Raw genomic sequence first — 15,280 nt, 5'->3', positions numbered from 1 at the left:
GTAGTCATCCCGCGCGACTTCTGCGTCCCCCGGACCCCGCACCCCGGGCCGGCCCCGCGCCCGGCACGCGCCCGTCCGTGGGACGGCTACCGCTGGGAGTCGTCGGTCGGATCGTCGAGGATCTCGAAGCCGGCCAGCTCGAAGCCGAGTTCGCTGAGCAGTTCCGGACGGCCCGTGCCCCAGCGGGTGAGGTTGTAGTCCATCCAGGCCACCCGCTGGGTGCGCTTGTGGTCGTTGACCACCCGGGAATCCTTGTCGAAGAGCATGGTTCCCCGGGCGCCCTGGCCGTCGCCGTCGACGCGGTCGTCGACACGGTAGACCGGCCAGTCGGCGCCGGGGACGCCGTGATGGCAGAAGTTGCTCCAGGCCCGCTGCATGGTCTCCACCACCCGGTTGAATCCCGGCATGCCGCCGAATTTCGCGGCCGCGGTGACGCGGTGGGAGTCGGGATCGCCGAACATCACCGCCAGGTCGAGGGAGTGGACCGCGCCCAGGCCCAGCCAGCGCAGCGCCGCCGGGGCGAAGACGAAGCGGTACATCCAGGTCTTGGCGACCGCGCTGTGGTTCTCGGCCACCTGGATCGCCGGCGCCCAGAACACGGCGTCGCCGAAGAAGGCGGCGAAGTCCTCCCGGCTGCCCGCCCCGTCGTAGGCGGCGAGCACCTTCGGCGCCGCGGCGGGATCGAAGATCCGGGTGACCTTGTCCGCCACCGCCGAACGCTTGCTCTCACGCTGGTAGATGAACTTGGAGAAGCTCGCCTCGTCCTTGTTGGTGCCGATGATCAGCGGCACCTTGGCCTGGCGGCCGTTGGCGAAGGCGTCGAGCGGGTGCTCGGGCAGCAGATCCCCGTCGACCATGGGCGAGTAGCAGGAATTGAGGTAGCGGGCCTCCTTGGCCTGCCGGCTCATCGACTGCCCGGCGCGCACCAGGTCGGCCATGGGCAGCTCGCGCAGTTCATCGACGGTGGCCTGGGGCCGCAGCCCCAGCTGTTCCCGCAGCTGCTTGCCCCACATGCGCGCCTGCACCTCGGTGTGGACGCTGGCGATCGGCGGCGACTGGGCGATCGCCTTGTGAAAGAGATGGTGCGCCAGGGGCGCGGCCATCAGGGTGATGACGGCGTTGGCGCCGGCGGATTCTCCCATGAGGGTGACGTTGCCCGGATCGCCCCCGAACGCGGCGATGTTGGCGTGCACCCAGCGCAGCGCCTGGATCTGGTCCGCGATGGCCGGGTTCGCGGTCTCGCGCCGGTTGAGCCCGTCGGCGTCGTGGGCGCGGGAGCCCTCGGAGGAGTCCACGTCGAAGTCGACGAGCCCGCCCTCGTCGTTCTCGCGGGCGTGGACGTCGAGGTAGCCCATCACCCCGAGGCGGAAATTGATGGCGACGTAGACGACGTCGATGGCCGGGGCCAGGCGGTGCCCGCGCAGCACGCGCTGGTGGCTGGCGCCGCTGACGAAGGAGCCGCCGTGGAAGTAGACGACGACCGGCAGGACCTCCTCGGTGGCCGGGCGCACGATGTCGAGGTGGAGACAGTCCTCGGTGCCGATGATCTTCTCCCCCAGCGTCGCCAGTGCGGCCATGGAGGAAATCTGGGAGTTGGGCTGGGCGGCCGGGGGTCGGAAGTTGAGCGCGTCGCGCACCCCTTCCCAGGGCTGGACCGGGGCAGGGGTGCGGAAGCGTCCCGCGCCGGCGGTGGAGGCGCCGTAGTGGACGCCGCGCCAGGTGGCGATGACGTCGCTGCGCGGCGGGTTGACGGGGCGGACCTTGGCGAGCACCCCCTCCGGCTGGTCGGCGTGCATGATGCGGCCGCGCAGGAGACCGGCCCTGGTGCGCACGACCGGCCTGTCGCCGGGTTCCCCCGCCCAGGCGGGTCGTCCGGCTGAGTGCGGCACAGGGTCGGGCGGGGACTTGTCGGGACTCACATTCTCCAGGCTAGTGGGTTTTAGTGAACAGTCACCTAGCAATTGCCTGAGTCTGACGAGGATGCCTGCCCCGTTGTTTAGGCTGGTCTCAGTTAACTTCGATCCCCACGAACCCCATTGGTTCAGCCCCGAGGAGGCCGTCCTTTTGTCCCCGTCCAAGCTCCGCACCGCACGCGCCGACGACGCCGTCACCGACGCCCTGCACTCCGACGCCAAGGCGCTGGAGAACAACGTCGGCCCCGCCGGCCGCGTGCTCATCAAGGCGCTCGACCGCGCCGTGGGCATGCAGACGTCACTGATCACCAACTACGTCGCCCGCCTGCGGCGCCGTCACCCGGAGGAGTCGCCGGCCCAGCTGCAGCGACGCATCGACAGGCACTTCATGCGCCTGTCGACGGCCTCCGGCGCAGGCGTGGGCGCGACCGCCGCGGTCCCGGGCGTCGGGTTCATCGCCGCCACTGCCGCGGTGGGAGCGGAGTCGCTGGTCTTCCTCGACGCGGCGGCCTTCCACACGATGGCCTCGGCACACCTGCGCGGCGCGGACGTCTCCGATCCGGAGCGCCGTCGCGCGCTCATCCTCGTCGTGCTGCTGGGCGCGAAGGGCTCCGCCATCGTCGACACCTTCGTCGGCGAGGCCGCCGCCAAGGACCAGGCGGCCAAGCTGCCGACCACGCAGCTGCTCAACCGCTTCAGCCTGCCGACGCTGGCCTCCCTCAACAGCCGCCTCCTGCGCAGCGCCGTCAAGCGCATCAGCCGACGCCTCACCCGCGGCTGGCTGGGTAAGATCATGCCTCTGGGCATCGGCGCGATCGCCGGCACCCTGGCCAACCGTAAGCTGGCGGGCGATCTCATCAGCAACACCGCGGTCTCCCTGGGCGCCCCGCCGGCGCAGTTCCTCACCTCGATGGCGGAGCTGCCGGAGGTCCCCGAGGACCAGGCCGAGGCCATCGACGCCCTCGACGAGGACGCCGACTCTGACTCTGACGCAGACGCAGCCACCGAGGTCGGCGAGGACCGGGACGAGGCCCCGCGCTGGAAATTCTGGGATCGCGACGCGAAGGATTCCGACTAGACACCATTGAGAAGGAGGCACGAGCACCATGAGCAGGAGCCTCCGACTCATCGTCGACGCGCTGCGGGCCCGGCCCGGAATAACGGCCGTGGCGATCGTCTTCGCCGTTCTCGCCGTGATCATGCAGGTGGTCACTCCCCTGCTGACGGGCTCGGCCATCGACATCGCGACCAACCCGGCCGCCGCCAGCGAGACACCCGCGACCAGGCTTCTCGATTCCCTCAGCCCCGTCACCGCCACCGTCGTCGCGCTCGTCGTCGTGGCGCTGGCGCAGTACCTCTTCAACGTGGTGCGCCGCTGGGCGCAGGGCCGGCTCTCGCTGGACACCCAGCACGACGTGCGCGTACGCCTGCTGGCCACGCTCCAGCGCCTCGACGGGCCCGGCCAGGACCGCATCGTCACCGGGCAGATCGCCTCCCGCGCGATCAGCGACCTGGGCCAGGTCCAGCACGTGGTGACGATGTTTCCCATCGCGCTCAGTCGCCTGATCCAGCTGACCATGACGCTGGTCATCATGCTCGGCATCTCCCCGCGCCTGACGCTGGTGGCCCTGGTGATGATCCCGATCCTGGCGGCCACGGCCGTCGCCTCCAAGCGCCGGCTCTACGCCGCCACCTGGGTCAACCAGCAGGCCACCGCCGACCTGGCGACGCACGTGGAGCAGACGGTCACGGGCGTGCGCGTGGTCAAGGCCTTCGCGCAGGAGTCCCGCGAGATCGACGCGCTGGACCGGCTCGGCCGCACCCTCTACGCGGTGAAGATGCGCTCGGCGAAGCTCACCGCCCGCTTCCAGCCGGTCATGGGCCAGGTCCCGCGCCTGGCGCTGGTGGCCACCATCGTCCTGGGCGGGATGATGGCCATGCGCGGCGAGATCACCGTCGGCGTCTTCTTCATCTTCTCGACCTACCTGACCTCGCTGACGCAGAACGTGTCGATGCTGTCCAACACGTGGGTCAACTACCAGCTCGCCGCCTCCTCCCTCGAGCGCATCGACGACATCCTCGGCATGGCCCCCGAGCACCCGGACTACGACCACCCGCGCGACGCCGGGCGCCTGCCGGACGGTCCCCTCGGCCTCGAGTTCGACGGCGTCGTCTTCAGCACCGACGGCCACCGCGTCCTCGACGGGCTGTCCTTCTCCGTCGCACCGAACTCCTCGCTGTCGGTGGTCGGCCCGCCGGGCGCGGGAAAGTCCATGGCCGTGCAGCTGGCCGGGGGCTTCTACCGCCCCGACGCCGGCGCCATCTCGCTGATCGACGCCGAGGGCAACCGTCACCCCTACGCCCGCCTCGACAACGCCGACCTCCGCACCGCCGTCACCGTCGTCTTCGACGAGGCCTTCCTCTTCTCCGCCTCCGTGCGCGAGAACATCGCCATGGGTCACGACTACAGCGACGAACAGGTCCGCCGGGCGGCCGAGCTCGCCCAGGCCGACGAATTCATCACCGACCTCGAGGAGGGCTACGACACCGTCGTCGGCGAACGCGGCCTGACGCTGTCGGGCGGGCAGCGCCAGCGCATCGCCCTAGCCCGGGCGCTGCTGGCCCGGCCCCGGATCCTCATCCTCGACGACGCCACCTCCGCGATCGACGCCGCCACCGAGAAGGCCATCCTCGACGGGCTGCGCGCCGAACTCGAGGACGTCACCGTCATCGCAGTCGCCCACCGCCGTTCCACCCTCGCCCTGACCGAGCGGGTCATCGTGGTCGAGGAGGGCGCGGTCAACCCCGACGCCGAGATCCTGCCCGAGCGATCCGCCCAGCCCGCCGAACCGGAGCACGCCCGTCTGTGGCCCGCCGATCCCCCGGCGGGCGCCAGCCCGCTCTCACTGCCCGGCGAGGACCTGGCCCGCGACATCGACCGGCTTCCCCCTGCCGAGGAAACCCCCGGGCTTGATTCGGCGGCCCTGCGCGACAAGCGCGGCACCTTCCGCGTCCGCGAACTCTTCGCCGCGGTCCGGTGGCTCATCGCCGCCGCCATCGCCCTGATGGTCGTCGGCGTGCTCGCCGACCTCGCCTTCCCGGCGCTGATGCGCGTCGCCGTCGACCGCGGGGTGAGCGACCGGAGCGGGCGGACGCTGTGGGCCGTCGCCGCGATCGGCGTGCTCATCGTCCTGGCCGCCTGGGCCGCCGCCGCCGCGACCACGGTCATCACCTCCCGCTCCGGCGAACGTCTGCTCTACGGGCTGCGGCTGCGCAGCTACACCCACCTGCAGCGACTGTCGATGGACTTTTATGAGACCACCATGGCCGGGCGCGTCCTGACCCGCATGACCACCGACATCGACACCCTTTCGCGCTTCCTCCAGACCGCCCTGGCCGAGGCCGTGGTCTCCGTCGGCACGCTCGTCGGCGTGCTCGCGCTGCTGCTGGGCACCGACCTGTCGCTCTCGCTGATCGCGCTGGCCGCGGTACCGGTCGTCGTCGTGGCCACGGTCGTCTTCCGGCGCGTGTCCAAGCGCCTCTACACCGCCGCGCGCCAGCAGGTCTCCGGCGTCAACGCCCAGTTCCAGGAGAACATCTCCGGGCTGCGCATCGCCCAGATGCACGCCATGACCGGGCCCGCCCTCGCCAGCTTCGCCGAGGGCTCCGACCTCTACCGTCGGCTGCGCACCCGCGCCACCCTGGTGGTGGCCACCTACTTCGCCGGCATGCAGGCCGTCACCCAGATCACCTCGGCGGTCGTCCTCGGCGTGGGCGCCGGGCGCGTCGCGGAGGACACCCTGACCGCCGGGGTGCTCATCGCCTTCCTCATGTACCTGGCCCAGCTCTTCGGCCCCATCCAGTCGCTGGGCAACATCTTCGACTCCTGGCAGCAGGCCACCGTGAGCTTCACGCGCATCACCGACCTCCTGGCCACCGAGCCGGGGGTCGCCGACGCCGGCACCCGCGGCACGACGGAGGCGGCCCGGGCCGCCCGTGGCCCGCTCGCCCTGGAGCACGTCGACTTCGCCTACACGCCGGCGGACAACCTGGATGAGGAGGATGACCGGGCCGACGTCCGGGACGATGACGCGGGCGTCGACAAGCCCTCCCCCGCCCTCGTCGCCCGGGACCTTGATCTGCGCATCGAGCCCGGCTCCACGGTCGCGCTGGTCGGGCCGACCGGCGCGGGCAAGTCGACGGTGGTCAAGCTGCTGGCGCGCTTCTACGACCCGGTCGCCGGCCGGGTCACCGCCGACGGCGTCGACGTCCGGGAGTTCGAGCTGGCCGCCTGGCGACGCCAGATCGTCCAGGTCCCCCAGGAGGCGCACCTGTTCATCGGCACCATCGCCGACAACATCCGCTACGGCCTGCCCGGGGCGTCGGACGAGGCCGTCGAGGCGGCGGTCCGCGCCATCGGGGCGCTGGACGTCGTCGCCGCGATCCCGGGGGGCTTCCGCGCCCCCGTCGGTGAACGCGGGCGCGGCCTGTCGGCCGGGCAGCGCCAGATCGTGGCCCTCGCCCGCGCCGAACTGCTAGGGCCCGAGGTGCTGTTGCTCGATGAAGCCACGGCCACCCTCGATCCGGCGACCGAGGCCGCCTTCCTCGACGCCTCGGCGCGCGCGACACGTGGCCGGACCTCTGTCGTTGTCGCCCACCGACTGGCGACGGCGGCACGGGCGGACCGGATTGTGGTGATCGTCAAGGGTGCAGTGGCCGAGGACGGATCTCACACCGAGCTGCTTGCCCAAGGTGGGATTTACGCCGGAATGTGGGCAATCCACTCCTAACGGGGGTAGTCCCAGGTGGGTGGATCATGGTTGCCCAGGGGGGTGAAGCATTAGGGTCGTGGGGAGATCTAGAGTGGGGATTTAGCCCATCTATGTCCCCACAAGCGAACCAAACCAAGAGGAGACCCTCTGCCGTGAGCAGTGCTAGCACTTTCGGCCAGAATCAGTGGCTGGTTGATGAGATGTACCAGCAGTTTAAGCAGGACCCGAACTCGGTCGGCGCCGAATGGAAGGAGCTGTTCGAGAAGAACGGTGCCCCGAAGACCGCAGAGCAGTCTTCCGCCGGCGCATCCGCTTCCGCTCAGCGTCCCCAGGCCACTCCGGCTCCGGAGGGCACCGGCGCCGACAAGCAGTCCGAGAAGGCCGCCAAGCAGGAGGCGTCCAAGCCGGTCAAGCCCGCCAAGAAGGAGAAGCCTTCGCCGATGGACAAGGCCAAGGACGCTCCCGAGGCCGGCGCCAAGGCGCTGAAGGGCATGTTCAAGGCCATCGCCAAGAACATGGACGAGTCCCTCGAGCTGCCGACCGCCACCACGGTCCGCGACATGCCGGTCAAGCTCATGTTCGAGAACCGCGCGCTGGTCAACGGTCATCTCAAGCGCGTCGGCGGCGGCAAGATCTCCTTCACGCACGTCATCGGTTACGCGCTGGTTCGCGCCACCATGAACCACCCGGACATGAACGTCCGCTACGAGGTCGACGAGGCCGGCAAGCCCACCGTCGTCAACCCGGAGCACATCAACCTGGGCCTGGCCATCGACCTTCCGCAGAAGGACGGCTCCCGCGCGCTCGTGGTCGCCGCCATCAAGGAAACCGAGAAGATGTCCTTCGCGGAGTTCGTCGAGGGCTATGACGACATCGTCAAGCGCTCCCAGACCGGCGGTCTCAAGCTCGACGACTACCAGGGTGTGACCATCTCCCTGACCAACCCGGGCGGCATCGGCACCCGCCACTCCATCCCGCGCCTGACCAAGGGCCAGGGCACCATCGTCGGCGTCGGCGCCATGGACTACCCGGCCGAGTTCGCCGGCTCCTCCGAGGACCGTCTGGCCGAGCTGGGCATCGGCAAGCTCGTCACCCTGACCTCCACCTACGACCACCGAGTCATCCAGGGTGCGGAGTCCGGCGAGTTCCTGCGCACCATTTCCCAGCTGCTCATCGACGACAAGTTCTGGGACCACATCTTCGAGTCGATGGGCGTCCCCTTCGCCCCGCTGCGCTGGTCCCAGGACGTCCCGGACCACGGCATCGACAAGAACACCCGCGTCCAGCAGCTGATCGAGGCCTACCGCGCCCGCGGCCACCTCATCGCCGACTCCAACCCGCTCAGCTGGCAGCAGCCGGGCCTGGCCATTCCGGATCACCGCGATCTGGACATGCGCACCCACGGCCTGTCCATCTGGGATCTGGACCGCCAGTTCAACGTCGGCGGCTTCGTCGGCCGCGAGCGCATGACCCTGCGTGAGGTCCTCACCACCCTGCGTGAGGCCTACACCCTCAAGGTCGGCACCGAGTACACCCACATCCTCGACCGCGACGAGCGCGAGTGGCTGCAGGAGCGTCTCGAGGCCGGCATGCCGACCCCGACCACCGCGGAGAAGAAGTACATCCTGCAGAAGCTGAACTCCGCGGAGGCGTTCGAGAACTTCCTGCAGACCAAGTACGTCGGCCAGAAGCGCTTCTCCCTCGAGGGCGCCGAGGCGCTCATCCCGCTGATGGACGCCGTCATCGACACCGCCGCCGGCCAGGGCCTCGACGAGGTCGTCATCGGCATGCCGCACCGCGGCCGCCTCAACGTCCTGTTCAACATCGTCGGCAAGCCGCTGGCCAACATCTTCCACGAGTTCGAGGGCAAGATGACCGGCGGCCAGGACGGCGGCTCCGGCGACGTGAAGTACCACCTCGGCTCCGAGGGCGAGTACGTGCAGATGTTCGGCGACGGCGAGATCGACGTCTCCCTGACCGCGAACCCCTCCCACCTCGAGGCCGTGGACCCGGTCCTCGTCGGCCTGGCCCGCGCCAAGCAGGACATCCTGGACAAGGGCGACACCGAGGAGGGCTACACCGTCGTTCCGCTGATGCTGCACGGCGACGCCTCCTTCGCCGGCCTCGGCGTGGTCCAGGAGACCATCAACATCTCCAAGCTGCGCGGCTACGACGTCGGCGGCACCGTCCACGTCATCGTCAACAACCAGGTCGGCTTCACCACCACCCCGGACTCCTCCCGCTCCACCTACTACGCCACCGACCTGGCCAAGGGCTTCGACACCCCGGTCTTCCACGTCAACGGCGATGACCCGGAGGCCGTCGTCTGGGTCGCCCGCCTGGCCACGGAGTACCGCCGTCGCTTCGGCAAGGACGTCTTCATCGACCTCATCTGCTACCGCCGCCGCGGCCACAACGAGGCCGATGACCCGTCGATGACCCAGCCGCAGCTCTACGAGCTCATCGACAACCGTCCGACCGTCCGCGCCAAGTACACCGACCAGCTCATCGGCCGCGGCGACCTGACCGAGGACGAGATCGAGGCCGCCGCCCGCGACTTCAACGACCAGATGGAGTCCGTCTTCAACGAGGTCAAGCAGGGCGAGGAGGGTACCCCGGCCGAGCAGTACGGCATCACCTCCTCCCAGGCGCTGTCCCGTGACCTGGACACCTCCATCACCCGTGAGCAGTTCCAGAAGCTGGCCGAGGCCTACGGCAACCCGCCGGAGGGCTTTAACTACCACAAGCGCGTCGAGCGCGTGGCCAAGGCCCGCGCCGCCTCCTTCGAGAAGGGCGGCATCGACTGGGGCTGGGGCGAGCTCCTCGCATTCGGTTCCCTGGCCGGCGACGGCAAGCTCGTTCGTCTCGCCGGAGAGGACTCCCGCCGCGGCACCTTCACCCAGCGTCACGCCGTCGCCGTCGACCCGGAGACCGGCGCCGAGTACAACCCGATGGACGCCGTCGCGCAGGATTCCGGCAAGGGCGGCAAGTTCCTGGTCTACAACTCGGCGCTGACCGAGTTCGCCGGCATGGGCTTCGAGTACGGCTACTCCGTCGGCAACCTTGACGCCGTCGTCGCCTGGGAGGCCCAGTTCGGTGACTTCGCCAACGGCGCCCAGACCATCATCGACGAGTACGTCTCCTCCGGCGAGGCCAAGTGGGGCCAGCTGTCCAAGCTCATCCTCCTCCTGCCGCACGGCTACGAGGGCCAGGGCCCGGACCACTCCTCCGCGCGCATCGAGCGCTTCCTGCAGATGACCGCCGAGGGTTCCATGACCGTCGCGCAGCCGTCCACCGCGGCCAACCACTTCCACCTGCTGCGCCGCCACGCGATGGGCACCATGTCCCGTCCGCTGGTCGTCTTCACCCCGAAGTCGATGCTGCGCAACAAGGCCGCCGCCTCCGAGGTCGCCGACTTCACCGACGTCAAGAAGTTCCAGTCGGTCATCAACGACCCGCGCCTGGTCGACCGCGAGGGCAACAAGGTCGGCGACACCGACAAGATCACCCACCTGATGTTCTGCACGGGCAAGATCTACTACGAGCTCGAGGCCAAGCGTCAGGAGGAGGGCCGCGAGGACGTCGCGATCGTCCGCATCGAGATGCTGCACCCGATCCCGTTCAACCGCATCCGCGACGCGCTGGCCTTCTACCCGAACGTCAACGACATCCGCTGGGTCCAGGACGAGCCGGCCAACCAGGGTGCCTGGCCGTTCTACAACGAGCACCTGCATGAGCTCATCCCCGAGATGCCGCGCATGAAGCGCATCTCCCGCCGTGCGCAGTCCTCGACCGCGACCGGTATCGCCAAGGTCCACCAGATCGAGCAGAAGGCCCTCCTGGAGGCCGCCTTCCGCAAGTAGTCCGGAGCTTGCCGACGCCCGAACGCCCCGTCCATCCGGACGGGGCGTTCGCGGTTTTCCGCACGGCGGCGTTCGCCGACTGCCCGGAATCACCAGAGGGGACGCCTCGGCCGGGGCCTGACACAGTTGACCCCCGGCACCGACGGTGCCGGGGGCGGCCGGAGGTGGGCCAAATCAGGGCTGGTAGAGGTAGTTCGGTGACTCCTCCTCGCGTTCGTCGTCAGCCTCGGCGGGCAGGACGTTGTTGGCGTTGATCCACCAGTCGACCGCCTTGGTGACGTCGTCAGTGCCCCGCGCGTACTCCAGCATGTCGCTGACGTCCGCGGTGGTCATCAGCTTGGTCACCCCCTGAACCGCCGCGACCTCGGAGCCGTCGAGCATGGCGGCGCGGAAGACCGGGACGATGTTCTGCGGCAGATCCGCCTCCTGGCCGGCCGTGCAGCCCTGAGCCGGCGAGGGGTCGGTCGTGGTGGTGTAGGTCGGCAGGGAGCCGACGAAGGCCCGGTAGACCTCGTCCGCCGCTGACGCCTCCTCGGCGGGGGTGTCGGCGGACTCGAGGGACTCGACGAGCTCCTCGGCGGTGGTGGGGTTGACCACGCCGAGCAGGTCGCCGGTGCAGCCGATGATGAAGTCGGCCCGGCCCTCCGCCAGGCGGTCCATGCGCCCGGAGACGGTGATGTCATCCTCCATGACCAGCACCGTCTGGCGGCCCTCGTGGGCCAGGATGCGCTGGTAGACCTCGCCCAGGACGAGCTGCTCCAGGGAGTTGGCGTTGACCGAGATGGTCACGGCCCGCTCGCGGTCCAGCTGGTGGTCGCGGCGGGGCTCGTGCTCAGCGCAGGCGGTCAGGGCCCCCAGGGAAATCACGACCGCCGCGGTCAGTGCACCAAGGCGGCGGCTGGTCTGACGGCGGCGGATCATGGTTCTCCTGGGGGTGCGGAAGCGGTCGGGCGTTTCTCCCGAGCGAGTGTATCCGGTGGCTGCCCGAGGATGTGGACCGGACTAGTTCTGCGGGTCCCGCGGCGCCTCGTAGGGGTTCTCCTGCGGGCTGCGGCGAGGGCCGACGCCCATCTCGGCGATCATGTCGCGGGCGCGGGTGGCGTGCTCCGGCGCGGAGATGACGTCGTAGCGGCCGGCCACGATCTGGGTCATGGAGGTGAAGTCGCGGTCACCGCCCGTCAGGGCGTAGCTGACGCCGGCGAAGACCATGCCGAAGATCGCGCCGATGATCAGGCCGAAGAGGATCGGGCCCCAGACCGTGGGGCTGAACACGGCGAAGAGGACGCCGAAGAACAGGCCCATCCAGGCGCCGGAGAGGGCGCCGCCGCCGAGGACTTTGCCCCAGGTCAGGCGGCCGGTGACTTTCTCGACCTGGATGAGGTCGACACCGACGATGGAGAGGTTCTCCACCGGGAAGGAGCGGTCGGAGAGGTTGTCGACCGCGGCCTGGGCTTCGGCGTAGGTGTTGAAGGAGCCGACCGGCCAGCCGGCGGGGCGTTCCATGGGTGAGGGGACCGGATTCCTGGTTGCCATATCGTGTTTACCTTTCGAATACGTTCATAATCGTCAAAGTGGGGAATAAATTCTCCCGCACGGATTCAACGGTTTTCCCGGGTAATTTGTTCCGGGCGGCGGGGGTCTAAACTTGGCCCTCATGAGTACCCTGACACGCGTCTACGCCGGCCGCCTGGCCGGCCTGCAGGTCCGTGGCCCCGACTTCGAGGTGATCGGCCGGGTGCGCGACGTCGTGATCGCGTTGCGCGCCTATCCCCGCGACTCCCGGGCCGTGGGCCTGGTCGTGGAGCTGACCACCAAACAGCGGATCTTCCTGCCGATGCTGCGCATCGCCGCCATTGAGCCGGGTGACATCACCCTGGTCTCGGGGCAGGTCTCGATGCGCCAGTTCCGGCCGCGCGTCGGCGAGCAGACCGTCATCGGCGACATCATCGGCACCCGTGTGCACACCGACGACCCGGACGAGCCGCAGCTGCACGGCTCCGCCGTCGAGATCGCGGACATCGAGCTGGAGCGCACCCGCACCCGCGACTGGGTCATCTCCCGGGTGGCCGTCATCGGCAAGCGCGGCACCTTCGGGCGCACCTCCGAGCTCAACATCGTCGACTGGCGCCACGTCCACGGCCTCTCGGCGCCCGCGCAGGCCGCCGACTCCTCCATGGTCGAGACCATCGCCGCGCTCGACGACATGCGCCCGGCCGACGTCGCCAGCTACATCAACGAGCTCACCGACGCCGAGCGCAACAAGCTCGCCTACCAGCTCAACGACGAGCGCCTGGCCGACATCGTCGCCGAGCTGCCCGAGGACGACCAGGCGGAGATGATTGAGGCCCTCGACATCGAGCGGGCCGCCGACATCCTCGAGGAGATGGACCCGGACGACGCCGCCGACATCCTCCAGGACCTCGACGAGTCCAAGGCGGAGGTCCTCCTCGAGCTCATGGACCCGGACGAGTCCGCCCCGGTGCGCCGCATGATGGGCTTCTCCGAGGACACCGTCGGCGCGTTGATGACCCCGGAACCGGTCATCCTCTCGCCGCAGACGACCGTCGCCGAGGCGCTGGCCCACGTACGCAACCCGGATCTGCCGGTGTCGCTGTCCTCCCTGATCTTCGTCACCCGCGCCCCCACCGCCACCCCGACCGGCTCCTACCTCGGCTGCATCCACCTGCAGCGGCTGCTGCGCGAGCCCCCGAGCATGCTGATCGGCGGCATCCTCGACCCGGAGCTGCCGGCCCTGCGCGTCGACGACGATCACGCCACCGCCGCGCGCTACTTCGCCACCTACAACCTGGTCTGCGGCCCCGTCCTCGACGAGAACAACCACCTGCTGGGTGCGGTCGCCGTCGACGACCTGCTCGATCACCTGCTTCCGGAGAACTGGCGCGAGGACGGGATCCGGCCCGACGACCCGACCCCGCGTCCCTTCCCGCCCGCGCGCCGGAGGAGGGAGGTGAAGCGCCGTGGCTGAGTTCGCCCGCGACGACCTGTCGATGCCCACCGGCCTGAAGCGCCGCCGCAAGCTCGTCCGCCTCGACGACGACGTGATCGGAGCCGCCGCCGAACGTGTCGCCCGCTTCTTCGGCACCGGCCGCTACCTCATGTGGCAGACGATCTTCGTCATCGTCTGGATTGCGCTGAACATCGGCGGCTACTGGTGGAACTGGGACCCCTACCCCTTCATCCTGCTCAACCTCGCCTTCTCCACGCAGGCGGCCTATTCCGCCCCGCTGATCCTGCTGGCGCAGAACCGGCAGGCCGACCGCGACGAGGTCACCGTCGCCGCCGACCGCCGCCGCAACGAGCAGACGAAGGCGGACACCGAGTTCCTCGCCCGTGAGCTCGCCAGCGTGCGCATGAACCTGGGTGAGACCGTTACCCGCGACTACCTGCGCCACGAACTCGAGGACATCAAGTCCCTGCTCGAGCGCATGGAAGCAAAGCTTGACGACGTCAGCGCGGAGGTCAATGATTCTCCGGAGGACCTGTCCGAACCGGTCGGCGGCGACGTCATCGACTCCGGCGAGGACACCGCAATTAACAACGATAAAGACCGTAGCTAAGATAGTTGGCACCATGACAACAATTACTGAATCTTCCGTGCGCTCCGCGCTCTCCCGCGTCGAGGATCCGGAGATCGGCAAGCCGATCACGGACCTGGGAATGGTCAAGTCCATCGGCATCGACGGCGCCGACGTGTCCGTCGAGGTCTACCTCACCATCGCCGGCTGCCCGATGCGCGACACCATCCAGTCCAACACCCGTGCCGTCCTCGAGGAGCTGGAGGGCGTCGGTTCCGTGACCGTGGCCATGGACGTGATGAGCGACGAGCAGCGCCGTGAACTGCGCAACAGCCTGCGTGGCGACGCCCACGAGCCGGTCATCCCCTTCGCCCAGCCGGACTCCACCACCCGCGTCTTCGCCGTCGCCTCGGGCAAGGGCGGAGTCGGCAAGTCCTCCATGACCGTCAACCTCGCCGTCGCCCTGGCCGAGCGCGGGTTCAAGGTCGGCGTCCTGGACGCCGACATCTACGGCCACTCCATCCCGGGCCTGATGGGCTCCGATCAGAAGCCGACCGTCGTCGACGACATGATCATGCCGCCGATCTCCCACGGCGTGAAGCACATCTCCATCGGCCAGTTCGTCGACGGCAACGCGCCCGTCGTCTGGCGTGGCCCTATGCTGCACCGCGCCATCCAGCAGTTCCTCGGCGACGTCTTCTGGGGCGATCTCGACTTCCTGCTCATGGACCTGCCCCCGGGAACCGGCGACGTCGCCCTCTCGGTCGCTCAGCTCGTGCCCAACGCCGAGCTGCTCATCGTGACCACCCCGCAGCAGGCGGCCGCGGAGGTCGCCGAGCGCGCCGGTTCCATGAGCCAGCAGACCCACCAGCGCATCACCGGCGTCATCGAGAACATGTCCGCCATGGTGCTCGAGGACGGCAGCATCCTCGACGTCTTCGGCTCCGGGGGCGGCCAGACCGTCGCCGACCGCCTGTCGACCCTGACCGGCGCCGCCGTCCCGCTGCTGGGCCAGGTGCCGCTGGATCCGCGACTGCGCATCCACGGCGACGAGGGAACCCCGGTGGCCATCACCGAGAAGGACTCCCCCGCTGCCGCCGCCGTCGGCGCCATCGTCGACCAGCTGGTCATGCGCAAGGACTCCCTGGCCGGGAAGTCGCTCGGCCTGGGCGTGACCCGCAGGTAGCGCGCACAAC

9 protein-coding genes are annotated in these 15,280 nt (G+C 69.3%); 6 read left to right on the top strand and 3 right to left on the bottom strand.

From position 1 onward, the window contains the following. Positions 1 to 86: 86 nt before the first annotated feature. Positions 87 to 1,919, bottom strand: coding sequence for a carboxylesterase/lipase family protein (locus CGUA_RS05205; protein WP_290198025.1), 1,833 nt, complete (start codon positions 1,917 to 1,919; stop codon positions 87 to 89). 145 nt (positions 1,920 to 2,064) lie between these two features. Here CGUA_RS05205 and CGUA_RS05200 point away from each other — a divergent pair, with 145 nt between their 5' ends. The 3 genes from CGUA_RS05200 to CGUA_RS05190 all read left to right on the top strand — a co-directional run bounded on the left by CGUA_RS05200 (position 2,065) and on the right by CGUA_RS05190 (position 10,548). Then, positions 2,065 to 2,991 carry a hypothetical protein gene (locus tag CGUA_RS05200; RefSeq protein ID WP_290198024.1) on the top strand — a complete coding sequence of 309 codons (927 nt, stop codon included), beginning with the start codon at positions 2,065 to 2,067 and terminating at the stop codon, positions 2,989 to 2,991. A 28-nt stretch (positions 2,992 to 3,019) separates the two neighbouring features. Further along, positions 3,020 to 6,703: an ABC transporter ATP-binding protein gene (locus CGUA_RS05195; protein WP_290198023.1), complete on the top strand. Its 3,684-nt coding sequence runs from the start codon at positions 3,020 to 3,022 to the stop codon at positions 6,701 to 6,703. 134 nt (positions 6,704 to 6,837) lie between these two features. Next, entirely contained in the window at positions 6,838 to 10,548 is a 3,711-nt protein-coding gene (locus CGUA_RS05190) for a multifunctional oxoglutarate decarboxylase/oxoglutarate dehydrogenase thiamine pyrophosphate-binding subunit/dihydrolipoyllysine-residue succinyltransferase subunit (RefSeq protein ID WP_290198022.1), read from the top strand. A 174-nt stretch (positions 10,549 to 10,722) separates the two neighbouring features. Here CGUA_RS05190 and CGUA_RS05185 read toward each other — a convergent pair whose 3' ends face one another. Continuing rightward, positions 10,723 to 11,469, bottom strand: a complete 747-nt coding sequence (locus tag CGUA_RS05185) for a type 2 periplasmic-binding domain-containing protein (RefSeq protein WP_290198021.1) — start codon at positions 11,467 to 11,469, stop codon at positions 10,723 to 10,725. An 81-nt stretch (positions 11,470 to 11,550) separates the two neighbouring features. Beyond that, positions 11,551 to 12,081: a general stress protein gene (locus tag CGUA_RS05180; protein ID WP_290198020.1), complete on the bottom strand. Its 531-nt coding sequence runs from the start codon at positions 12,079 to 12,081 to the stop codon at positions 11,551 to 11,553. 121 nt (positions 12,082 to 12,202) lie between these two features. Between CGUA_RS05180 and CGUA_RS05175 the strand changes: the two genes are divergently transcribed. The 3 genes from CGUA_RS05175 to CGUA_RS05165 are packed head-to-tail and all read left to right on the top strand — an operon-like array spanning position 12,203 to position 15,270. Then, a complete protein-coding gene (locus CGUA_RS05175; protein ID WP_290198019.1) occupies positions 12,203 to 13,534 on the top strand; it encodes a magnesium transporter MgtE N-terminal domain-containing protein in 1,332 nt (443 codons plus the stop codon). Then, positions 13,527 to 14,126: a DUF1003 domain-containing protein gene (locus tag CGUA_RS05170; protein ID WP_290198018.1), complete on the top strand. Its 600-nt coding sequence runs from the start codon at positions 13,527 to 13,529 to the stop codon at positions 14,124 to 14,126. Before CGUA_RS05175 ends, CGUA_RS05170 begins: the two co-directional genes overlap by 8 nt. Positions 14,127 to 14,139: 13 nt before the next feature. Beyond that, positions 14,140 to 15,270 (top strand): Mrp/NBP35 family ATP-binding protein, encoded by a 1,131-nt coding sequence (locus CGUA_RS05165; RefSeq protein ID WP_290198017.1) that lies wholly within the window; start codon positions 14,140 to 14,142, stop codon positions 15,268 to 15,270. Positions 15,271 to 15,280 lie beyond the last annotated feature (10 nt).

The organism is Corynebacterium guangdongense (assembly GCF_030408915.1).
GTDB classification, from domain to species: Bacteria; Actinomycetota; Actinomycetes; order Mycobacteriales; family Mycobacteriaceae; genus Corynebacterium; species Corynebacterium guangdongense.
The sequence above is the reverse complement of the archived record's forward strand: the minus strand, read 5'-3'. Positions and strand labels throughout refer to the sequence as shown.